Genomic DNA, 21270 nt, shown 5'->3' on the forward strand with positions numbered 1-21270 from the left:
AACTCGAACAATGAGTGTAATCCGGCCCGCCAGCGCGAACGATGTCCCCGCCATCCTGCGGATGATCCATGACCTGGCCATCTACGAGAACGAACCCGACGCCGTCAGGAACACCCCGGAGATGCTCACGGAGGCGCTGTTCGGCGAGAACCCCCGGGTCTTCGCCACGATGGCTGAAAACGAGACCGGCGACGTCCAGGGCTTTGCCCTCTGGTTCCTGAACTACTCCACGTGGGAAGGCGTCCACGGCATCTACCTCGAGGACCTGTACGTGAGGCCGGAGTCCCGCGGCTACGGCCACGGGAAGGCGCTCCTGCAGCACCTTGCGGCGACCGCAGTTGAACGCGGCTACGCGCGCGTCGAGTGGAGCGTCCTGGACTGGAACGAGCCGTCCATCAATTTCTACAAGAGCCTCGGCGCTTCCCCCATGGAGGAATGGTCCACTTTCCGCCTCACCGGCGGGGCGCTGGAGGCTTTCGGCAACTCCCGCAAGGCGGCGGCCCGTGCCTGACCTGCCGATGACCGGGCTCGCCGCAGCCGCGCTCCTGGAGGCCGGCAGCACCGCGCCCCACATCGTGACCGTGCCCCACATCGTGAAGGCGCGGCACGAGTACCGCGGCGTGCGCACCGCCGAGCACTTCTTTGAGGTGCCCCTGGACCACTTCAGCGAGGACGGATCCGGCGGCGAGACCATCACCGTCTTCGCCCGCGAGTATGTCTCGGCGGACCACAGTGCGGAGGCGGCAGCGGAGTTGCCGTGGCTGCTGTACCTCCAGGGCGGCCCGGGCGGCCGCGGCAACCGGTTTCCGTCCCTGGGCGGCTGGAGCAAAGCCGCTGCGAAGGACTTCCGGATCCTCATGCTGGACCAGCGCGGCACCGGTCTGTCGTCCCCCATCGACCGCAACACGCTCCCCTTGCGCGGCAACGACGCGGACCAGGCGGATTACGTGGCCCATTTCCGGGCGGACTCAATCGTCGCGGACGCGGAGGCCATCCGGCAGGCACTGGGTTCGGCTCCGTGGACCATCTACGGCCAGAGCTACGGCGGATTCTGCGCGCTGACCTATCTTTCCTTCGCGCCCGAGGGCCTGCGCGAAGTGCTCGTCACGGGCGGCCTGGCTCCGCTGGCGGGCCCCGCGGACCGGGTCTACCAGGCCACCTTCCGGCGCGTCGCTGCACGCAACGCCGAGTACTTCAGCTGGTACCCGGAAGACCGTGCCGTGGTCAGCCGGATCGCCCGGCACCTGCGCGATGTGGAGGAAGTCCTGCCCGATGGCTGCCGTCTGACCGTGGAGCGGTTCCAGATGGTGGGTTCTTTCCTCGGCGGAAACACCCGCGTCGATGCCCTGCACCACCTGCTGGAGGACGCCTTCGTCAGCACCCCCGGCGGCGACCGGCTTTCGGACGCTTTCCTGGGCCAGGTCCACGCGCTCGTGTCCCGGTCCGGCAACCCTCTCTACGCACTCATGCACGAATCCATCTACGGGCAGGGCGACGCCACCGACTGGGCCGCCCTCCGGGCGCTGCAGGACTTCCCGGAATTCCGCCCGGAGGTCCCGGAGCCGCTGCTGACCGGGGAGATGGTCTACCCCTGGTACTTCGAGCAGGATCCCGCACTCCTCCCGCTCCGCGGCGTGGCACAGCTGCTTGCCGAGAAGTCCGACTGGACGCCGCTCTACGACCCGGAGCGACTTGCGCTGAACACCGTCCCCGTCGCCGCCGCCGTGTACAGCGAGGACATTTACGTGGATCGTGAGTTGTCCCTCGAAACCGCCGCCGCGGTCCGCGGGCTGCAGGTCTGGGAGTCCGCGGACTACCACCACGACGGCATCGCGGACGACGGCGAGGCGATTTTCGCCCGTCTCCTGGGCATGGTCCGTTCCGCCGGGCGCTGACGGCGGACCCGTCCCGGGGCCCGCCGGCGCTGCTACTCCACGTCGCTCAAACTCGTCCGCGAGTCTTCCGCCAGGCGGGCGTCCAGTTTCGCTTTGGAGGCCTTGGAGCTCATCAGGCTGGCGATGACCGCGACGATGATCGTGGCGATGATCACCGCGAGGGAGACGTACGTCGGGATCTCGGGAGCCCACTCGATGTGCCTGCCGCCGTTGATGAACGGCAGCTCGTTGACGTGCATGGCGTGCAGGACCAGCTTGACGCCGATGAACGCCAGGATGACCGAGAGCGCGTGCTTGAGGTAGATCAGCCGGTTCATGAGCCCGCCCAGCAGGAAGTACAGCTGGCGCAGCCCCATCAGCGCGAAGAGGTTGGCGGTGAAGACGATGAAGGCGCTCTGCGTCAGGCCGAAGATGGCCGGAATGGAGTCCACCGCGAAGAGCAGGTCCGTCATACCGATGGTCACGAAGACGATCAGCATGGGCGTGAAGACGTTCCGGCCGTCCACCACGGTGCGAAGCTTCCCGCCGTCGAACTTTTCGGACATGGGAAGGATCCTGCGGATCCGGGCGACGAGCGGGTTTTCCCGGTCCTCCTCGTCTTCGCCTTCGTCCTGCGCCTGCTTCCAGGCGGTCCAGAGGAGGAAAGCGCCGAAGATGTAGAAGACCCAGCTGAACTGTTCGATCACGATGGCACCGAGCAGAATGAAGATCCCGCGCAGGATGAGCGCGATGATGATGCCCACCATGAGCACTTCCTGCTGGTACTTACGGGGCACGGAGAAGCGAGCCATGATGATGATGAAGACGAAGAGGTTGTCGATGCTGAGGCTATATTCCGTCACCCAGCCGGCGATGAACTGGCCGCCGTACTCGGGGCCGGTGAAGGCGAACATGGCGCCGGCGAACGCCAGGGCGAGTGCCACGTAGAAGGTGACCCACAGCCCGGCCTCCTTCATGGAGGGCTCGTGCGGGCGTTTCAGGACCAGCAGCAGGTCAACGGCGAGAATGATGCCGATAATGACAAACGAGCCAATCTCAAACCAAAGGGGAAGTTCAGGCACGGGGATACCTTTCGCAGGGTACAACTCAGCGGTGCAAGTCTCTCCGGCCGCCCGGACCCGGTATGACCGGCCGGCAGCCCGCTACGCCCGGCAAGGCATCTGTGCCGTGCGTGTTGACGATCGTAGCGCTTGGGATACTCCCCTACGTTGGACCAACTTTACCCTAGGCGTGCCCCGCGGACTGCATCTGCCGCAGTTCTTTCTTGAGTTCCCCGACCTCGTCCCGGAGCCGGGCAGCGAGCTCGAACTGGAGTTCCCCTGCAGCGGCGTGCATCTGTTCCGTGAGTTGTTCGATCAGCCCCACAAGGTCCTCGGCCGGAGCCGCCGCGAGCCCGTCGGCCCGGACCTTCGATGCGCCCTTGCCCTTGCCGCGCGTCTTGCCGGCGGCGGCCAGGAGCTCGCGGGTGTCCGCGTCCTCCTTGTTGATCTGGTCCGTGATGTCGGCGATCTTCTTCCGCAAGGGCTGCGGGTCGATGCCGTGTTCGGTGTTGTACGCCACCTGGATTTCGCGGCGGCGGTTGGTCTCGTCGATGGCCTTCGCCATGGAGTCGGTGATGCGGTCCGCGTACATGTGGACCTCGCCGGAAACGTTGCGGGCGGCGCGGCCGATAGTCTGGATCAGCGAGGTCGCCGAGCGGAGGAAGCCCTCCTTGTCCGCGTCGAGGATGCTGACGAGGGAGACTTCCGGCAGGTCGAGGCCTTCACGGAGCAGGTTGATGCCGACGAGGACGTCGAAGACGCCCATCCGGAGTTCGCGGAGCAGCTCCACGCGGCGGAGCGTGTCGACGTCGGAGTGCAGGTATTCGACCTTGACCCCGTGGCCCAGCAGGTAGTCGGTGAGGTCTTCGGCCATCCGCTTGGTCAAGGTGGTGACGAGGACGCGTTCGTTCTTCGCGGTGCGGGTCCGGATCTCACCCAGGAGGTCATCGATCTGGCCCTTGGTGGGCTTGACGATCACCTCGGGGTCGATCAGGCCGGTGGGACGGATGATCTGCTGGACGTAGCCGTCGGACTTGCCGAGCTCGTATTTGCCCGGCGTGGCGGACAGGTAGACCGTCTGGCCGACGCGGTCCTGGAACTCGTCCCACTTGAGCGGCCGGTTGTCCATCGCTGAGGGCAGCCGGAAGCCAAAGTCCACGAGGTTCCGCTTGCGGGACATGTCTCCCTCGTACATGGCGCCGATCTGCGGCACGGTGACGTGGGATTCATCGATCACCAGGAGGAAGTCGTCCGGGAAGTAGTCGATGAGGCAGTGCGGCGCCGTGCCGCGGGCGCGGCCGTCGATGTGCGAGGAGTAGTTCTCGATGCCGTTGCAGAACCCCATCTGCTGCATCATTTCCAAGTCATAGGTGGTGCGCATCCGGAGCCGCTGGGCTTCGACCAGCTTGTTCTGGCTCTCCAGCACGGCGAGACGCTCGGCAAGTTCGTCTTCGATCCTCTTGATCGCCCGGCCCATGCGTTCCGGACCGGCCACGTAGTGCGAGGCGGGGAAGACGTACATTTCTTCCTCGTCCCGGAGCACTTCGCCGGTCAACGGGTGCAGGGTGTGGATGTTCTCAATCTCGTCCCCGAAGAACTCGATCCGGATCGCAAGCTCCTCGTACATCGGGATGATTTCCACGGTGTCGCCGCGGACCCGGAACGTGCCGCGGTGGAAGTCCATGTCGTTGCGGGCGTACTGCATGGAAACGAATTTCCGGAGGAGGTCGTCCCGGTTCATCTCCGCGCCCTTGCGGAGGGTCACCATGCCGGCGATGTATTCCTCCGGGGTGCCGAGGCCGTAGATGCAGGAGACGGTAGCCACGACAATCACGTCCCGGCGGGTCAGCAGCGCGTTGGTGGCGGAGTGCCGGAGCCGTTCGACTTCCTCGTTGACGGAGGAGTCCTTCTCGATGAAGGTATCCGTCTGCGCCACGTACGCTTCGGGCTGGTAGTAGTCGTAGTAGGAGACGAAGTACTCGACCGCGTTGTTGGGCAGCAGTTCGCGGAATTCATTGGCCAGCTGCGCGGCGAGGGTCTTGTTCTGCACCATCACCAGGGTGGGCCGCTGGACCTGCTCGATCAGCCAGGCCGTCGTCGCACTCTTACCGGTGCCGGTGGCACCGAGCAGCACCACGTCCTTCTCGCCGTTCTTAATGCGCTCGGTGAGTTCGGCAATCGCTGCGGGCTGGTCACCCGCGGGCTGGAACTCGCTGATGACCTCGAAGGGCGCCACGACCCGGTTGATTTCCTGGGCAAGACTCATGCATCTAATCTACCGCCGCCCACCGACTGTATTCCTTGATTCAGCTTTGGGCGGTACCGGAGGCTGCCGGGGACGCGCTGCCCGCTGTCGTTTCGGTGCGGTACGACGGCGGCTGCCAGCCGGTACGCGCCACCCAGGCGTCCATCCGGGGCGCAGCGTATTCCGTGAACCAGCCCTCCTTGTCCGCCGCGTAGCCGGCGGTGGACTTATCGACGTCGTGCAGCTCGGCGGCCCGGCATTTCTCCGCCACGTAGTCCGCCCGCGCTCCGGCGTCGGACCGCAGCCAATCCCGGAAGCAGAGCGCGTACCGCCATCCGGGCGACCCGGCGGCGCGGAGGTGGAGGTTGACGGGACGGCCGGGATCGGCGTTGCCGTGCAGCCGCTTGCCCCAGTCCGCCGGGTCCGGGTGCGAGGGCTTGGGGTTATCGGAGATGATGCCCGGCCACCGGGGGAACCCCGCCGCGGCCAGCAGCGGCGAAATCCGGTCCGCCGCGGCGAGGTCCGGGACACTGAGTTGGAGGTCGATCACGTCCTTGGCATCGAGCCCGGGGACAGCTGTTGAGCCGATATGGTCCACCGCCAGGACGTCCTGCGGCACCGCGGTCTCCAGCCGTGCGATCAGCCGGCGCGCCTGGGCGTCCCAGTCAGGATTCGCGGCCTTCAGGACCGGGCCGCCCTGCCGGGGCGCGATCCTTTCGGCGGCCAGGTTCTGCGCGAACGGAACGAGCCGCTGCTTCCACAGCCGGTCGACCGTGTCCCGAAGTTCCTCCCGCGTGCCTGAATTGTCCAGCACGACGTCGGCCGCCGCCAGCCGGTCTTCCCGGCGTGCCTGGGCGGCCATCCGGGCGCGGGCCTGGCTGATGGTCATGTGCCGGTGTTCCACCATGCGCTGCACCCGCACCGCGTCCGGGGCGTCAACGACAAGGACCAGGTGGAAGTTGCTTCCCTGCCCGGTTTCCACCAGGAGGGGAATGTCCTGGACGACGACGGCGGTGGCCGGGGCGGTCGCGATCATCGCGGCGGCGCGTTCCCGCACGAGGGGGTGGATGATGCCGTTCAGCACGGCCAGCCGTTCCGGGTCGCCGAACACGAGGGTACCCAGCCGGGCCCGGTCCAGGCCGCCGTTAGCGGTCAGTATGGCGGAGCTGAACGCGTCGACCACCTCCGCCAGCCCGGGCGTGCCCGGCTCCACAACGTCCCGGGCCAGCGCGTCGGCGTCGACCACGACGCCACCGAGCTCGCGCAGCCGCGAGGCCACCACTGATTTCCCTGAGGCGATGCCGCCCGTTAACCCGATCTTCAGCACCCCACCAGACTAAACTGATCCGGTGGCAGATGACGCGCTTTCTCTTCAGAGCAGGGCCGCGGTCTATGCAACCCTTGCCGACGGGCCCGGGTTCCGCCGCGAAATGGACGTCCGACGGTCCCGTTTCATCACCGTCCTCCGCCGCACCGGGGACGAGGCAAGCGCCCGCTCCCTGCTGGCCGGGCTGCGCAAGGAATTCCACGACGCGCGGCACCACTGCTCGGCCTTCGTCATCGGCCCCGACCGCGGCGTGCAGCGTTCCAATGACGACGGTGAGCCGTCCGGCACGGCTGGAACGCCGATGCTTGAGGCACTATTGAAGCGTGAGACAGCCCCCGGAATCGCGGACCTCAGTGACGTCACCGCCGTCGTCGTCCGCTATTTCGGCGGGATCCTGCTGGGTGCCGGCGGCCTGGTGCGGGCCTATTCCGAATCGGTCTCCGGCGCCCTGGACCTCGCCCCGCTGGTGCAGCGGCGCCGGTTGCGGATCTGCTCGGTGCGGGTGCCGCATGCCGCTGCCGGACGGCTGGAGAACGACCTCCGCGCCGCGGGCTATGTCATGGCCGGAACCGGCTACGAAGCCGAGGCAACCGTCCTGGGGCTCGCCCTCCCGGACGAACCGCTCGCTCTGGCCCGGGCCGCCGAGCACTTAGCGGCCATGACGGCCGGGAACACCTCTCTGCTGCCGCAAGGAACGGAGTGGATCGATGTCCCCGTCAGCTGAGCGCTGCCACACCGTCGCGCTTGTGGACGTCAGCGACGACGTCCTGGAGGCGCTGCTCGCGGTGGCGATCAAGGACGCCGACGCCGACGAGGTCACCCCGCCGCTGGGACGTGCCGCCGGCTGGAACCCGGAACGGGTTCGCTGGTTCCGGGAATACCACCACGCCGCCGCGGCCGGGCTGGACGGACCCGCGCACCAGCAGACCTGGGCCATTAGCTGGAATGGCCAACTTGCCGGTTCCATCCGGCTCAGCCGGCAGGTGCGCGCCGGACGCGTCGCCCCGTGGGACGCTTCGTCAGGCGTTTCGTCAGGCGTTTCGTCAGGCGTTTCGCTGGAGACCGGGATCTGGCTGGGACGGAGCTTCCGGGGCCGCGGTATCGGCACGCAGGCTCTCCAGTTGGTCAAGGCGGTCGCCCGTGCGTTGGGAGCCGACACCTTGGAAGCCGACACCACCGCGGGCAACAGTGCCGCGCAGGCCCTCCTGCGCTCCGCCGGCGCCACGGTGGCCCTCCGGGACGCGTCCGGCGGCCCCGGTGGAGCAGCGGGCATGGTGCAAGCCCGGATCGTGCTGGGCTGAGGGGTTGCATGGCCCCGCGGCTGAGAGCATGCACGGGGACATGCCCCACCCTAGGGGCCAGCGATGGACATAATGCCCGCATGCCCATCCCTGATCCCCAACACTGGACATGTCCCCCCGCAGCGACCGGCACCAAGATTGGGCATGCCCCGTTCTGGGCGCGGGCGATGGACATAATGCCAATATGCCCATCCCTGATCCCCAAGACTGGACATGTCCCCCCGCGACGACGGCGCCAAGATTGGGCATGCCCCGTTCTGGGCGCGGGCGATGGACATAATGCCAATATGCCCATCCCTGAGCCTCAAGACTGGACATGTCCCCCCGCGACGACGATGCCAGGATCGGGCATGCCCCCTGGCCAGCGAAGGGACGCGGCAGGCCCGGGCTTTGGTTAGTGGGCGATCTCCCAGATGTGGCCGGCGGGGTCGCGGAAGCAGGCCGTGCGGATCCCCCATGGCCTGTCCATCGGGCCGTTGAGCATCTGCACGCCGCGGCGTTCCAGTTCGACGCACATGGCGTCGACGTCGTCCACCTCGATCGTAAATTGCATGCGGGATCCCGCCAGTGCGCTGGCCACCGGCGCCGGATGGATGAGCTCGGGAGCCTCGGAGTCCTTCAGTAGATTGACCATGGTGTTTGCGAACTTGAAGACGGCCGAAGCATCGTCCTCAAAGACGAGCGGCAGCCCGAAGACTTCCTGGTAGAAACGCTTGGTGGCTGGCAGGTCGGCGGCAAACAGCGTGATGGCGCCAATCCCTTTGGGCCAGGCACCGCCGTCCTCACCGTTTGCTGACGCCTGAGATGCTTCCGATGCTTCAACCATGGATGTCCCCCTGGGGTGTGTGATTCCTGAAATCGGACTTACGGTTCCGTCGACAGCCCGGCGCTAAACCCGCTTGCGGCGCCGGTCCGGCTTGTACCACCCGGGCCGACGGCGTCGCCGGACAGCTCAAGCGGAGGCATGCCAACGGCACGTCGCAGCTCGAGGCTACCTGAATTTTCGACGAAATATCCTCCAGCCTCTTCACTCGTGGCCACTTTGCCTGCATGGCTTAAACGAAAGGTGGCCGCCCCTTAGGGACGGCCACCTTCACGGTGCTACTTCAAGCTACCAACTGCCTGGACTCCGGGAGCGGACTCCCGAAGTCTTAAGGGCAAATTAGTTGCCGGTCAGCTTCTCGCGCAGTGCGGCAAGAGCCTCGTCCGATGCAAGCGTGCCTGCACCGGTCTCGGTTGCGGCCGGCTCGGAGGAGTAGCTGGTGGTGCCGGAATCGCTCTCGCCGGACGTTGCTGCTGCAGCGTCGTCGGCAGCGTGCTGGGCAACCTGCTTCTTGTGGGCTTCCCAGCGGGTCTGGGCGTCAGCGTACTGCTGCTCCCAGACGGCGCGCTGCGTCTCGTAGCCTTCAAGCCACTCGTTGGACTCCGGGTCGAAGCCCTCCGGGTACTTGTAGTTGCCCTCTTCGTCGTACTCGGCGGCCATGCCGTAGAGAGCCGGATCGAATTCGGTGCTTTCGGCGTCAACGCCCTCGTTAGCCTGCTTGAGGGAGAGGGAGATGCGGCGACGCTCAAGGTCGATGTCGATGACCTTGACGAACAGCTCGTCACCAACGGAGACAACCTGCTCCGCCAGCTCAACGTGGCGCACGGCCAGCTCGGAGATGTGGACCAGGCCTTCGATGCCGTCTTCAACGCGAACGAACGCGCCGAACGGAACCAGCTTGGTGACCTTACCCGGCACAACCTGCCCGAGGGCGTGGGTGCGGGCGAAGGTCTGCCACGGATCTTCCTGCGTAGCCTTGAGCGAGAGGGAAACACGCTCGCGGTCCAGGTCGACCTCGAGGACCTCGACGGTGACTTCCTGGCCAACTTCGACAACCTCGGACGGGTGGTCGATGTGCTTCCAGGACAGCTCGGAAACGTGAACGAGGCCGTCTACGCCGCCCAGGTCCACGAATGCACCGAAGTTGACGATGGAGGAAACGACGCCGGGACGGACCTGGCCCTTTTCCAGCTTGTTGAGGAACGTGGAGCGGACCTCGGACTGGGTCTGCTCGAGCCATGCACGGCGGGACAGCACAACGTTGTTGCGGTTCTTGTCCAGCTCGATGATTTTGGCTTCGATCTTCTGACCGATGTACGGAGCGAGGTCGCGCACACGGCGCATCTCGACGAGGGATGCCGGCAGGAAGCCGCGCAGACCGATGTCGAGGATAAGACCACCCTTGACAACCTCGATGACGGTACCGGTGACAACACCGTCTTCTTCCTTGACCTTCTCGATGTCGCCCCAGGCACGCTCGTACTGAGCGCGCTTCTTGGAGAGGATCAGGCGGCCTTCTTTGTCTTCCTTGGTGAGCACCAGGGCTTCGACGAGATCGCCAACGGAGACGACGTCTCCGGGATCAACATCGTGCTTGATGGACAGCTCGCGGGAGGGAATGACACCTTCGGTCTTGTAACCGATGTCGAGCAGAACTTCGTCGCGGTCGACTTTGACGACGGTACCTTCGACGAGGTCTCCGTCGTTGAAGTACTTGATGGTGGCGTCGACTGCTGCGAGGAAGTCCTCAGCGGTACCGATGTCGTTAATCGCGACTACGGGGGTACCGGGCTTCTCGGTGGAGGTGATGGTCATGTAGTAGGGGCTCCGTTGTGGATAGTGAGTCGGTCAGGCAAACCGCTTCACCTGCATTATGGAATGCAGGCCAAGAACACGGCTTCACAGCAAGCGATCCGCCGGGTCATCCTGATTTTGTGGATTGTAGATGCGCGCACGTAGTACACGCCCGTTTAGTCTAGTCGTTTCCGGGAACGCGGGTCAAAGCGCGCAGGGGCCGCCGCCATGGGAAGCGGGCCGCAGGAAACGCACCGGCGAGCTAGAAGTGCGTGAGGCAGTGCGGCGGGCGTTCGACGGCGAACATGAGCCGCGCCGTCAGCGCCGCCCCGGCTGTGTGCTCGGTGATCCGGCCGGCCGCTTTCAGGGTCACAGGACAGACGGCGCCCAGATAGACGGAGCCGAGATCCGCGACATCAAGCGACAGATCCGGTTCTGCTTCCGGGGCCGGCGTCACCGTCGCTTCTCCCCCGACGATCTTTACGGCGAAGGTCCCGGCAGCGAAACCCAGGCTGTCGGTCACGCGGAGCACCAGGGACCCGTCGGCGGAGTAGCGCCGGGCGCCGAGCGCCTTAGGGGTGTCCAGGATCCGGAGCCAGAGCATGTCCCGGGCCTCCGAAGCATCAACGCAGCGCGGATCCCTGAGGGCCCAGGGCAGCGGGTCGTCAACGGGTGCCTCGTCCCAAGTCACGCGTTCGACGAGGTCGATGGCTCCGAGGTATTGCCACAGTTCCAGGTAGCCCGCATCGGTGGCCGCCACCAGGTCGACGACCTCCATCGTGTAGGGGGTGCTGGACCAGCCGCCGAACTTGTAGGACACGTAGCCGTCCACGTCGCCGTCGGGGCCGTAGTGCAGCGCAACCTTGACCTTCGGGTCCTCACTATCCTCCCGGCTGATAGAACCGGAGACGAACTGCCGGTAGAACTCGTGCCGGCCTATGGAACCCGGCGTCAGGCGGTGAAGGCGGTCGAAGATCACCGGAGCCAACGCAAGGAGCACCTTGGGATCAGCCACCTCGACACTGCCGACCGGGGCGTGGTTCACGACGAAGCGGGCACTAGTGTCGACCTTGATCGACTGCTCCGACGTCGCGACGCCGAAGCCGAAACGCCCGTAGATGGAGGCTTCCGAGGCGGTCAGTGCCGCCATCGCCAAGCCCTCCTGATGTGCCAGCCCCAGTTCCTCGGCCATCATGCGGCGCAACAGCCCGCGGCGGCGGTGCGAGGTCCGTACGGTTACGGCGGTCACGAGTCGGGTGTCCAAGAACCGCCCGAAGCCAATGTTCAGCGTCTTGTTCATCGTGCCGAAAGTCGCCACCGGCACGTCGGCGCCGAGTGCGTGGTCGGCGACGGGCCCGGCGTAGTAGACGCCTGTCATCGTCCGACTGTCCGCGCGCTGCATCTCGAGGCCTCTATCGACCCGTTCATCGCTGCGGCGGGCATCGTGGAAGCCGAATGCAACGGCCCGCATCCAGGCGACGGACTCCGGGTACCCCGGGTCGTCCTTGGCCGCCGGTTTGAACCGCCTGATTTCGTACTGCTCTGCCATGTGCTTCTCCCCCTGGAATCCTGCCAATCCCGCGGTGCCGGCGGCGCCGGCACCGGTAAACCGTTAGTGCCCCGCCTCGTACCAGCTGGAGCCGACGCCGATCTGGACGTCCAGCGGAACGGTGAGGTCCGCGGCCGAGCCCATTTGTTCGGTCACGAGCTTCTCGACGGCCTCGCTTTCGCCGTTGGCGACTTCGAGGACCAGTTCATCATGGACCTGCAGCAGCATCCGCGATTTAAGGCCCTGCGCCGCCAGCGCGCCGGAGACGCCCAACATGGCGCGTTTGATGATATCCGCGGCGGACCCCTGGATGGGAGAGTTCAACGCCACCCGCTCCGCGTTCTCGCGCAGCTGGCGGTCAGTGCTGGTGAGGTCCGGGAGGTAACGGCGGCGTCCCTCGATCGTGGCGGTGTAGCCGTCGATCCGCGCCTGGTCCACCACTCCGCGGAGGTAGTCGCGGACGGCGCCGAACCGGTCGAAGTAGTCCTTCATGAGGGTCCGGGCCTCGTCCACGGAGATCTCCAGCTGCTTCGACAGGCCGAAGGACGTGAGACCGTACGCCAGGCCATAGGACATCGCCTTGACCTTCGAACGCATGGCACCCGTCACCTGGTCTGTGGGCACATGGAAGATGTTGGAGCCCACGAACCGGTGGAGGTCTTCGCCGTCCTTGTACGCCTGGATCAGCCCGGCGTCACCCGAGAGGTGGGCCATGATGCGCATCTCGATCTGGGAGTAGTCGGCGGACAGCAGGCATTCATAGCCCTCGCTGACCACGAAGATGCCGCGGACGCGCCGGCCTTCCTCGCTGCGGATGGGGATGTTCTGCAGGTTGGGGTTGTTGGAGGAGATCCGGCCCGTGGCTGCGACGTTCTGCGCGTAGGTGGTGTGGATCCGGCCGTCTTCCGTGACGGACTTCTTGAGCGACTCCAGCATTTGGCGCAGCTTCGACGACTCGCGGTGCGCCATGAGCTGGACCAGGAATTCGTGCCCGGTCTTTTCCAGCAGGTTCTTGAGCGAGGCCGCGTCGGTGGTGTAGCCGGATTTGATTTTCTTGGTTTTCGGCAACTGGAGTTCATCGAACAGCACCGTCTGGAGCTGCTTCGGCGAACCAAGGTTGACCTCGTGGCCGATCGCGGCGAAGGCGAGCTCCTGGGCGTTGTCGATCACCTTGGCGAGGTCCGACAGCTGCTCGTCCATGCGCGGCATGTCGATGGCGATGCCCGCGAGTTCCATGTCGGCGAGAACCCGGCTGACAGGCAGTTCAAGGGTGGTCAGCAGGTCCTGGGCTTTGCGTTCCTTCAGTTCCGACTCGAAGTAGCGGCTCAGGGCCAGGACGACGGCGGCCACGTGGACCAGCGCGCCGGCGGCGGCGGCGTCATCGCCGTCGAACGCCAGCTCCAGCTGGCCTGCCTTCGCGGCCTCGGTGGATACCGCAATGTTGAGGTGGTGCTGCGCCAGCTCCGCGAGCTCGTAGCTGCGGCTGTCGGGCTGGATGAGGTAGCCGGAAATGGAGGTGTCATCCACGACGCCCTCCAGTTCCAGGCCGCGGGCGGTCAGAGCCTTCAGGGCAGCCTTGAATCCGTGCATCACCTTCGGTGCTTGGGCGTCACGCAGCCACGCGGCCAGGACGTTTTCGGCGGCGGCGTCCTGGCTGGCCAGGTCGATGTAGACGGCGGCGTCGTCGCGGACGATCGCCACCGCCGCCGCGTCCTCGCCGATCCGGCCAGGCACAAGATCGACCGCGACGGCGGACCGCTTGCCGGCGGCGGCCGCGAGGAAGGCGCTCAGCTCGGCGGCGTCTGCGGGGACGGCGAAGTCCGGAGTATCGAGGCTTTCCCGCTCGGCTTCGGTCACTTCACTGCCGTACAGGGCAAACAGCCGGGTGCGGATGGTCTTGAATTCAAGGGCGTCGAAGAGCTCCTCAAGGGCGCCCTGGTCCGGCCGCGGCTCCGCGAGGTCCTCGAGCGTGACGGGCAGCTCCAGATCGGTACGGAGCCTGTTGAGCCGCCGGTTGCGCTTGACGTCCTCGACGTTTTCGCGGAGGGAATCCCCCACCTTCCCGCCGATCGCCTCGAGGTTCTCCAGGACACCCTCCAGGCCGCCGTAGAGGTTGATCCATTTGGCGGCCGTCTTGGGGCCGACGCCGGGAACACCCGGGAGGTTGTCCGCGCTCTCGCCGACCAGGGCGGCGAGATCCGAGTACTGGGCCGGGCTGACGAAGTACTTTTCCTGGATAGCGTCCGCGTCCATCCGGGGAATGTCGCTGACACCCTTCTTCGGGTACAGGACGAACACGTTGTCCGTGATGAGCTGGAACGCATCCCGGTCGCCGGAGACCAGCAGCACCTCGTAGCCGGCCTTCTCACCCATGGCGGCGAGGGTGGCCAGGATGTCGTCGGCCTCCCAGCCGGGCATCTTGATGGTCTTGATTCCCCAGGCGCCCATAACCTTGTCGATGAGGTCGATCTGGCCGCTCATTTCCCGCGGCGTCTCATTTCGTCCGCCCTTGTAGCCGTCGTACTCGGCCTTGCGGTGCGTGGTGTCGTCGGAGACGTCGAATGCCACCGCCACGTGGGTGGGCTTCTGTTCCTTGATGAGGTTGATCAGCATGGACGTGAAGCCATGCACGGCGTTGGTGTGCTGCCCCGTGGCGGTGGAGAACTTGTCCGCAGGCAGGGCGAAGAAAGCGCGAAACGCCATCGAGTGGCCGTCGAGCACCAGCAGCCGGGGCTGGTCCGTGACGGGGATGACCGGCGCCTCGGTGGCGGAAACCTCCGCGCCGGCACGGCGGGACTTCGCCGCCGGTTCGGCCACAAGCACGGAACCGCCAGCCGCTGCATCAGTCAGGGTGGCAGTTTCAGCGCTGACGGCGGTGACTGCGGCAGAAGGGGCAGGGGCCGGTTTGGTAGTTTCACTCACAGGTGCCAGCCTAGTTCCCATGATGGACAATTTCACGCCCGGACCCTACGCGGCCGAACTCGCAGCGGCCGGAGTTCCCGAGGACATGCACGATTGGCTGGGCCGGTACGGTGTCGGCGCCCTCGTGGTGAAGATGGGGATCCGCTTCCTGGAGATGAGTCCGCAGCGGACTGTGGCCACCATGCCGGTCGAAGGCAACACCCAGGTGGCAGGCATCCTGCACGGCGGCGCGCACGTGGTTCTCGCCGAGACACTCGGCTCCTTTGCCGCCGGGATGCATGCAGGCCCGAAGCGGCAGGCGTTGGGGATCGAAGTCGGCGCGACCCACCACCGTGCGATTTCCGAAGGGCTCGTGACCGGCACGTGCACGGCCATCCACCTCGGGCGGACCCTCACCACGCATGAAATCGTCATGACGGACGAGAAGGGGCGCCGGCTCTCCACGGCCCGGATCACGAACCTCATCCGCGATATCGCGGACTAGGCGGGCGGCGGACTCCCGGCAGCCTGGGGCTTGCTGAAACGGTAGTGCAGCTCCATGATTCCGCGGCCCATGGTGCGGGACGAGATCAACTCCAGCGGCGGCGTCGGGCCTGACAGCGGGAGCACGGGCTTGCCGTTGCCCAGCACCACCGGAATGATCGAGATGATCAGCTCATCCAGGAGCCCGGCCTCCGCGAACTGGGCCGCCAGGACTCCCCCGCCCACAATCCAGACGTTCCTGCCGCCGGCGGCCTCGTGGAGGTCCCCGACGAACTCCCGGACCGGCCCCCGGACAAACGTGATGTCGGTGCCCCGGGGCGCTGAGAGCTCGTGGTGGGTGAAGACCCAGCAGGGTGTGGCAGGGTAGGGCCAGCTGCCGGCTTCGTGCTCCGTCAGCCAGGCGTACGTTTCGCCCCCCATGACGATGCAGCCGACGTCGGCCATGAACGCGTCGTAGCTTTCCTTGCCGCCGGAGAACCCGTCGAACTGGATCAGCCAGTCCAGCCCGTCATCGGCCGTGGCGATGAATCCGTCGAGCGATGAGGCAACGAAGTACTGCAGACGCGGCATGGCGCCAGCTTAGCCACTTCGACCACGGGTTCCCAGAGCCGGGCTTCCCGTCGCCTGCGCCTACTTGCTGAAGTAGGGAATGATCAGGTAGAGCCCGAACAGGACGGCGATGCCGCAAGCCGCAAAACACACGTAGGCGAGCGGACGGACCCACCCCGGGCTGCTCTCGCGGACATCACCGGCGATAGCGGTGAGCCGGACACCGAGTGCGTAGAGCACAACGATAGTCAGCGCCGCGACGAGGCTCGCGCCCGCGACGGTGATGATTTCCAACCATTTCATCGCTGGACATCCTTATTCTTGCTCGACTTGCCGGCGGACTTCTTCTTGCGGAACAGGACGGCTTGGCCTGCTTCTTCGACCTCGACGGCGTTGTGGTGGCCCACGTGCGATTTCCGCGAGGCGATGAACATATAGACAACGGCGCCGGTGCCGGCGATGGCCGCGATGACCAGGCCAACCACACCGGTCTTGACGAGCAGCGCAGTCAGTGCTCCAACGATCCCGGCAGCCGGCAGCGTGAAGAGCCAGCCGACGAAGATCCGTCCGGCCATGCCCCACCGGACTGTGGTGCCGCGGCGTCCCATCCCGGAACCGATGACTGAGCCGGAGGCCACGTGCGTGGTGGACAGGGCGAACCCGAGATGTGAGGAAGCCAGGATGGCGGATGCCGTGCTGGTCTCGGCGGCGAAGCCCTGTGCCGGCTTGACCTCGGTGAGCCCGGCCCCCATGGTGCGGATAATCCGCCAGCCGCCCGCGTACGTGCCCACTGCAATGGCGAGGGCGCAAGCGGTAATGACCCACCACTGTGGTCCTGAGCCAGCGGGCTGGGTGCCGGCCGCGATCAGGACGAGCGTAATGATGCCCATTGTCTTCTGCGCGTCGTTGGTGCCGTGGGCGAGGGCGACCAGGCTGGACGTGAAAATCTGGCCGGTGCGGAATCCGCCGCGCTTCTGCGTGAGCTTGCCGCCGGTCTCGGGATCGTGCCGGGACGTCAGTGCGTAGGCCAGGCGGGTGCACAGGTAGGCCACGCCGCCGGCGATAAGCGGGGCGAAGACTGCCGGAAGGATGACCTTCTGGAGCAGCGAGTCGAAGTTCACGGAGTGGATGCCGATGCCCGCGATGGCTGCACCGATCAAACCGCCGAAGAGGGCGTGCGACGAACTCGACGGCAGCCCCTTCAACCACGTGATCATGTTCCAGAGGATGGCGCCCATCAGGCCCGCGAAGATAATGTCCGGGGTGATCTGGATGCCGTTGGAACCTTCACGGATGATGCCGCCCGAAACGGTCTTGGCCACTTCCGTGGAGAGGAACGCTCCCACCAGGTTCAGCACCGCCGCGAGGGCGACTGCCGTTTTCGGCTTGATGGCACCGGTCGCGATGGGCGTAGCCATGGCGTTAGCGGTGTCATGAAATCCGTTGGTGAAGTCGAAGAACAGCGCCAGCGATATCACTAGCGCCACCATTACGGTGATTTCCACCTGTTGCCCAATCTGCAGAGTCGACGGTCAGAAGTTCCACTTCCCCGTTGCCGCATTGCGCGCGTTCGTCCGCTGTCAAGGGACGACGCAAGACGTGCGGCAAAGCAGCTTGAAACCTTATCGATGGTACGTGGGAAAGACGGCTCGGCAAAACATCAGCCCGGGCCCCCGGAAGCCCCGGGGTTGGCAGCGGACGGGCGGATCGCAGACGCCGGATGCCGGACGCCGGTTGGACGTCCGGCATCGGGCACTGCCGTGCGGCGTGAGCCTATGCGTGAACCTTGGCCCGGTCTGCCGGGCTGTGGGCGGGAGGAACACCTTCCCCCACCTGGCCATACAGCCAGTCGTTGTACTGGAAGTCGCCGTCCTTGCGGCTCTTGAACAGCAGGTTCCGCAGGACGCGGGCGAGACCCGAAACGTGCCAGGATTCACCCCAGATACGGGCTGTGCGCTGGACCTTGGCCGTGCGTCCGGCGCGCTGGGCGTTGAAGTCCCGGATCGCATCCTCCCAGGCCGCCGGGTTGATGCCCTCAGCCGTGAACACCGTGCCGTGGCTGGCGTCCTGCAGCACCGCTGCGTCCTCCAGGGCCTGGCAGGCGCCCTGGGCGAGGTACTGCAGCATGGGGTGGGCAGCGTCACCCATGAGGACCATCCGGCCGGCGACCCAGTTTTCGATCGGGTCGCGGTCGTACATGGGCCAGCGGATCCCGGTGGCCAGGTTCTTCAGCGCTTCCTGCACGGCCGGGACGCAGTCCCTGTAGGCTGCCTCGAGCTCGTCCACGCCGCCGTACTGTTCCTCGCCGCGCTCGAACGATGCGGATTTGAAGACGGCCACCGTATTCAACAGCTCACCCTTCCGCAGGGGGTACTGCACCAGGTGGCAGTCCGGTCCAAGGTAGACGATCACATCTTCGAGGTCGGCCTTGGGTGTGTTCTCCGTGATGGGGACGGTGCCGCGGTAGGCCACGTAGGCGGACGGCACGGGGGCGTCGTCCGCCACGAGCGGGCGGAGGGTGGACTTCAGGCCATCGGCGCCGATCACGACGTCGGCCTCGTAGTCCACGCCGGCGGCGGTGTGGGCAACCCCACGGCCGTTCACGGTTTCCACGCTCTCGACCAGGACGTCGTTGACAAGCTTGACGCCCGCCGCCTCACAGCCTTCGAGCAGGACGCGGTGCAGGTCGCTGCGGTGGATCACAACGTACGGAGCGCCGTAGCGTTCCGCGAATTCGGCGCCCAGCGTCTGACGGGTGAGTTCCTCGCCGGTCACGGCGTCGCGGAAGACGAGGTGCTTGGGCTGGACACCGATTTCGAGTGCCTTTTCGAGCAGGCCCCAGCGCTTCAGCACGCGGGATGCGTTCGGGGCCATCTGCAGGCCCGCGCCGACCTCACCGAATTCCGGGGCCCGCTCCACGAGGGTGACGTCGGCGCCGTTTTCACGCAGGGCGAGGGCTCCGGCCAGGCCGGCCATTCCCCCTCCGATGACGAGGACATCGGTGGACGTGGCGTGCTCAGACATTGCTTGCTCCTTGAGGGATTGAGGGTGAGATGGAGGCCGGATGTGAGGCTCGTGCCTTCAGCTTGATGCCGATGGCGGCGAGCAGCACTGCGGCGATGGCGGCTGCGCCGGCGAAGGCGAGGAAATTCGAGTTGACGCCCAGCCCGGCGGCCAGCAGCAGGCCACCGACCTGCGGTGCGGCGACGGCGCCGATCCGGCCGACGCCCAGGGCCCAGCCCAGGGCGGTTCCCCGGAGGTGTCCGGGATAGTGTCCGGCGACCGCGGCGATGACCAGGCACTGCGTGCCGTGGGTGCCGATGCCGGCCAGGACGAGCATGAGGTAGACGACCATGACGGACGGGCCGCTGACGAGCACCACGAGGGCGCCCGCGGCGACGGCGGCTGCGGCGATGGCGGTCGGCGCCGGACCGAAGCGGGTGCCGGCCCAGGCGGTGAGGACCGAACCGGCCACCGCGCCGAGGTTCAGGGCGAGGGCGAAGGTCAAAGCAGACCCCAGGTTGTACCCCGCCAGTTGCATCAGGTTAGGCAGCCACGTCCCGAGGCCGTACCAGGCGAAGAGTGTGGCCAGCGTTGCCAGGGCGAACAGGACGCTGATCCCGAGGTAGGGGGCACGCAGGAGCGACGCGAAGCCGGCCGGCTCCTTGATCGCGGGGTCGCCCGCCGCGGACGTGCCGGCCGGGGCCAGCGTTTCCGGAAGATAGAGCAGGCCGAGCGGGACAACCACCATCAGTGCGACGACGGCGACCAGGAACATGGCCGGCCAGCCGAGGGCCGGAATCAGCGGAATGCCCACAAGGGCGGCGACGGAGCCGCCGATAGGCACGCCGGACATCATCAGGGTTGCGATCGTGGAGCGCCACTTGTCGGGGACGAGTTCGGCGACCAGGGCGTTGGCCGATGGCACGAGGCCGCCGAGTCCAATCCCGGCCATGAGGCGCATGGCACCGAAGACGGGAGCGTTGGGGGCAAAGGCGCACAGGATGGTGAAGACGGAGAAGACGATCGCGCAGCCGAGGATGGTGCGGCGACGGCCCCAGGAGTCGGCCATGCGTCCGGCGAAGATGGCTCCGATCATCATGCCCAGGAAGGCCATGGACCCGATAGTCCCGGCTGTGGCCTTCGTCAGGCCCCAGCCGGTTTGGGAGATCAGGGAGGACTGGACGGTGCCGTAGACGATCAGGTCGTATCCGTCGAAAACTACGAGGAGCCAGCAGACGAGTACGGCCGCGGCCGATGCCCGGGAAGACCGGAATGCCGGCCCATCCTCGGTCGTGGAAATGGCGATGCCTGGTGCGGGCCGCTCCGGCGCTGCAGCGGAAGGTTTGTGATTCATACCACTACTTTCGTGGCGGGCGTCGACGAACCACAATACAATTCTGATGTGCAGAACAACCCGTCAGCCAAGGCCGCGAGGCGGCCGGCACAGAAACGGCCGACGTATTCGGTTGAAGCGGTAGACAACGCCTTGCAGCTGCTGCAGTTACTTCGCGACGGCGGAGCGCTGCGGCTCAAGGATGCGGCCTCAGAGCTCGGCGTGGCGCCGTCCACTGCGCACCGGCTTCTCGCGATGCTTGTCTACCGCGGCTTCGCCGTCCAGGACGAGAACCGCCGATATGTGCCCGGGCCGGCGATGGGCGTGGGCCCGGCGGGACTGAGCTGGACGAGGCTGCTGCGCAGGATCGCCCAGCCGCATATGGAGGTTTTGTCCGGCCAGCTCAACGAAACCGTGAACCTCATGGTGCGGGTGGGCACGAAAGTCCGGTTCCTGGCCACGGTGGAAGGAAACAACGTGTTGCGGGTGGGTGACCGGCAGGGCACGGTGATGCCTGCCAACAAGACCTCGGGGGGCAAGGCGATGCTGGCGGAACTGGAGCCGTCCATGATCGAGCAGCTGTTCCGCAGCAACAACGCTGAAATCGGCGGCGACGTCATTCCGGACAGTGAATACACGGCCTTCCTCCGTGAACTCGAGGCGATCCGGAGCAATGGGTTTGCCGCCAACTTCGAGGGCACGGAGGAAGGAGTCAGCGCCCTCGGTATCGCCCTGCACAACGGGCGGGGCGAAGTGGTGGGGGCGCTCAGCGTCGCCACGCCGGCCACCCGGTTCCGCAGCGTATTCGACGCCGGACTGGTCCCCGCTTTGCGCGAATGCTGCCGCCAGCTGGAGATCGACATCGCCGCCAATCCCGCCGATCCGGACTGAGTCAGGCAGCCCAACTGACTCGCAGTTAAGGCCGTTTTGAGGGCTCATAACGGCCTTAACTGCGAGTCAGTTGGATGGCAATTCTGACTGGCAGAATATGCTGGGGGTCACACAC

18 protein-coding genes are annotated in these 21270 nt (G+C 66.2%); 6 read left to right on the top strand and 12 right to left on the bottom strand.

Going from position 1 to position 21270, the window contains the following annotated elements:
* The first annotated feature begins 10 nt into the window (after nt 1-10).
* Nucleotides 11-511, top strand: coding sequence for an N-acetyltransferase family protein (locus tag AC1DCZ_RS03270; RefSeq protein WP_476896520.1), 501 nt, complete (start codon nt 11-13; stop codon nt 509-511).
* Nucleotides 504-1895, top strand: coding sequence for an alpha/beta fold hydrolase (locus tag AC1DCZ_RS03275; RefSeq protein ID WP_476973363.1), 1392 nt, complete (start codon nt 504-506; stop codon nt 1893-1895). The genes AC1DCZ_RS03270 and AC1DCZ_RS03275 overlap by 8 nt, the downstream gene beginning before the upstream one ends.
* A gap of 32 nt (nt 1896-1927) precedes the next feature.
* Here the strand turns inward: AC1DCZ_RS03275 and AC1DCZ_RS03280 are convergent, their stop codons facing one another.
* The 3 genes from AC1DCZ_RS03280 to coaE form a co-directional block, all read right to left on the bottom strand.
* Nucleotides 1928-2956: a TerC family protein gene (locus tag AC1DCZ_RS03280; protein ID WP_476973364.1), complete on the bottom strand. Its 1029-nt coding sequence runs from the start codon at nt 2954-2956 to the stop codon at nt 1928-1930.
* 163 nt (nt 2957-3119) lie between these two features.
* The gene (uvrB, locus tag AC1DCZ_RS03285; protein WP_476896517.1) at nt 3120-5201 is read right to left on the bottom strand and encodes an excinuclease ABC subunit UvrB; all 2082 of its coding nucleotides are present in this window, start codon (nt 5199-5201) and stop codon (nt 3120-3122) included.
* Nucleotides 5202-5241: 40 nt separating this feature from the next.
* Nucleotides 5242-6507, bottom strand: coding sequence for a dephospho-CoA kinase (gene coaE, locus AC1DCZ_RS03290; RefSeq protein ID WP_476973365.1), 1266 nt, complete (start codon nt 6505-6507; stop codon nt 5242-5244).
* A gap of 103 nt (nt 6508-6610) precedes the next feature.
* Here coaE and AC1DCZ_RS03295 point away from each other — a divergent pair, with 103 nt between their 5' ends.
* Both AC1DCZ_RS03295 and AC1DCZ_RS03300 read left to right on the top strand, forming a co-directional pair.
* The gene (locus AC1DCZ_RS03295) at nt 6611-7231 is read left to right on the top strand and encodes an IMPACT family protein (RefSeq protein ID WP_476973480.1); all 621 of its coding nucleotides are present in this window, start codon (nt 6611-6613) and stop codon (nt 7229-7231) included.
* Nucleotides 7215-7808: a GNAT family N-acetyltransferase gene (locus AC1DCZ_RS03300; protein ID WP_476973366.1), complete on the top strand. Its 594-nt coding sequence runs from the start codon at nt 7215-7217 to the stop codon at nt 7806-7808. Before AC1DCZ_RS03295 ends, AC1DCZ_RS03300 begins: the two co-directional genes overlap by 17 nt.
* A gap of 394 nt (nt 7809-8202) precedes the next feature.
* On the opposite strand, the gene AC1DCZ_RS03305 is transcribed toward AC1DCZ_RS03300, so the two are convergent.
* From AC1DCZ_RS03305 to polA, 4 genes are all read right to left on the bottom strand, one after another.
* Nucleotides 8203-8634, bottom strand: a complete 432-nt coding sequence (locus AC1DCZ_RS03305) for a VOC family protein (RefSeq protein ID WP_476973367.1) — start codon at nt 8632-8634, stop codon at nt 8203-8205.
* 336 nt (nt 8635-8970) lie between these two features.
* Entirely contained in the window at nt 8971-10446 is a 1476-nt protein-coding gene (gene rpsA / locus AC1DCZ_RS03310) for a 30S ribosomal protein S1 (RefSeq protein ID WP_476896512.1), read from the bottom strand.
* Nucleotides 10447-10687: 241 nt separating this feature from the next.
* Nucleotides 10688-11974 (bottom strand): GNAT family N-acetyltransferase, encoded by a 1287-nt coding sequence (locus AC1DCZ_RS03315; RefSeq protein ID WP_476896511.1) that lies wholly within the window; start codon nt 11972-11974, stop codon nt 10688-10690.
* Between the two features lie 63 nt (nt 11975-12037).
* Nucleotides 12038-14677, bottom strand: a complete 2640-nt coding sequence (polA, locus tag AC1DCZ_RS03320; RefSeq protein ID WP_476973481.1) for a DNA polymerase I — start codon at nt 14675-14677, stop codon at nt 12038-12040.
* Nucleotides 14678-14915: 238 nt separating this feature from the next.
* Between polA and AC1DCZ_RS03325 the strand changes: the two genes are divergently transcribed.
* Nucleotides 14916-15380 (top strand): hotdog fold thioesterase, encoded by a 465-nt coding sequence (locus tag AC1DCZ_RS03325; RefSeq protein ID WP_476896510.1) that lies wholly within the window; start codon nt 14916-14918, stop codon nt 15378-15380.
* Here AC1DCZ_RS03325 and AC1DCZ_RS03330 read toward each other — a convergent pair.
* The 5 genes from AC1DCZ_RS03330 to AC1DCZ_RS03350 all read right to left on the bottom strand — a co-directional run bounded on the left by AC1DCZ_RS03330 (nt 15377) and on the right by AC1DCZ_RS03350 (nt 20285).
* The gene (locus AC1DCZ_RS03330) at nt 15377-15949 is read right to left on the bottom strand and encodes a dihydrofolate reductase family protein (RefSeq protein WP_476896509.1); all 573 of its coding nucleotides are present in this window, start codon (nt 15947-15949) and stop codon (nt 15377-15379) included. The two genes, AC1DCZ_RS03325 and AC1DCZ_RS03330, sit on opposite strands and share 4 nt — an antisense overlap.
* A gap of 60 nt (nt 15950-16009) precedes the next feature.
* On the bottom strand, nt 16010-16231 hold the full coding sequence (locus AC1DCZ_RS03335; RefSeq protein WP_476896508.1) for a hypothetical protein: 222 nt from the start codon (nt 16229-16231) through the stop codon (nt 16010-16012).
* Nucleotides 16228-17433, bottom strand: coding sequence for an inorganic phosphate transporter (locus AC1DCZ_RS03340; protein ID WP_476896507.1), 1206 nt, complete (start codon nt 17431-17433; stop codon nt 16228-16230). Before AC1DCZ_RS03340 ends, AC1DCZ_RS03335 begins: the two co-directional genes overlap by 4 nt.
* Before the next feature lie 268 nt (nt 17434-17701).
* Nucleotides 17702-18952 (bottom strand): FAD-dependent oxidoreductase, encoded by a 1251-nt coding sequence (locus tag AC1DCZ_RS03345; protein ID WP_476896506.1) that lies wholly within the window; start codon nt 18950-18952, stop codon nt 17702-17704.
* Nucleotides 18945-20285 (bottom strand): MFS transporter, encoded by a 1341-nt coding sequence (locus AC1DCZ_RS03350; RefSeq protein ID WP_476896505.1) that lies wholly within the window; start codon nt 20283-20285, stop codon nt 18945-18947. Before AC1DCZ_RS03350 ends, AC1DCZ_RS03345 begins: the two co-directional genes overlap by 8 nt.
* A 48-nt stretch (nt 20286-20333) precedes the next feature.
* Between AC1DCZ_RS03350 and AC1DCZ_RS03355 the strand changes: the two genes are divergently transcribed.
* A complete protein-coding gene (locus AC1DCZ_RS03355) occupies nt 20334-21155 on the top strand; it encodes an IclR family transcriptional regulator (RefSeq protein WP_476896504.1) in 822 nt (273 codons plus the stop codon).
* Nucleotides 21156-21270: the final 115 nt, after the last annotated feature.

The organism is Arthrobacter sp. 10N418 (assembly GCF_056394725.1).

What these genes read in the sequence shown, in the direction of transcription:
- AC1DCZ_RS03270 (WP_476896520.1), top strand. Translation starts at nt 11, where the DNA reads ATGAGTGTAATCCGGCCCGCCAGCGCGAACGATGTCCCCGCCATCCTG.
- uvrB (WP_476896517.1), bottom strand. Translation starts at nt 5,201, where the DNA reads ATGAGTCTTGCCCAGGAAATCAACCGGGTCGTGGCGCCCTTCGAGGTC.
- AC1DCZ_RS03295 (WP_476973480.1), top strand. Translation starts at nt 6,611, where the DNA reads ATGGACGTCCGACGGTCCCGTTTCATCACCGTCCTCCGCCGCACCGGG.
- AC1DCZ_RS03300 (WP_476973366.1), top strand. Translation starts at nt 7,215, where the DNA reads ATGTCCCCGTCAGCTGAGCGCTGCCACACCGTCGCGCTTGTGGACGTC.
- AC1DCZ_RS03305 (WP_476973367.1), bottom strand. Translation starts at nt 8,634, where the DNA reads ATGGTTGAAGCATCGGAAGCATCTCAGGCGTCAGCAAACGGTGAGGAC.
- rpsA (WP_476896512.1), bottom strand. Translation starts at nt 10,446, where the DNA reads ATGACCATCACCTCCACCGAGAAGCCCGGTACCCCCGTAGTCGCGATT.
- AC1DCZ_RS03315 (WP_476896511.1), bottom strand. Translation starts at nt 11,974, where the DNA reads ATGGCAGAGCAGTACGAAATCAGGCGGTTCAAACCGGCGGCCAAGGAC.
- polA (WP_476973481.1), bottom strand. Translation starts at nt 14,677, where the DNA reads ATGGCGTTTCGCGCTTTCTTCGCCCTGCCTGCGGACAAGTTCTCCACC.
- AC1DCZ_RS03325 (WP_476896510.1), top strand. Translation starts at nt 14,916, where the DNA reads ATGATGGACAATTTCACGCCCGGACCCTACGCGGCCGAACTCGCAGCG.
- AC1DCZ_RS03330 (WP_476896509.1), bottom strand. Translation starts at nt 15,949, where the DNA reads ATGCCGCGTCTGCAGTACTTCGTTGCCTCATCGCTCGACGGATTCATC.
- AC1DCZ_RS03335 (WP_476896508.1), bottom strand. Translation starts at nt 16,231, where the DNA reads ATGAAATGGTTGGAAATCATCACCGTCGCGGGCGCGAGCCTCGTCGCG.
- AC1DCZ_RS03345 (WP_476896506.1), bottom strand. Translation starts at nt 18,952, where the DNA reads ATGTCTGAGCACGCCACGTCCACCGATGTCCTCGTCATCGGAGGGGGA.
- AC1DCZ_RS03350 (WP_476896505.1), bottom strand. Translation starts at nt 20,285, where the DNA reads ATGAATCACAAACCTTCCGCTGCAGCGCCGGAGCGGCCCGCACCAGGC.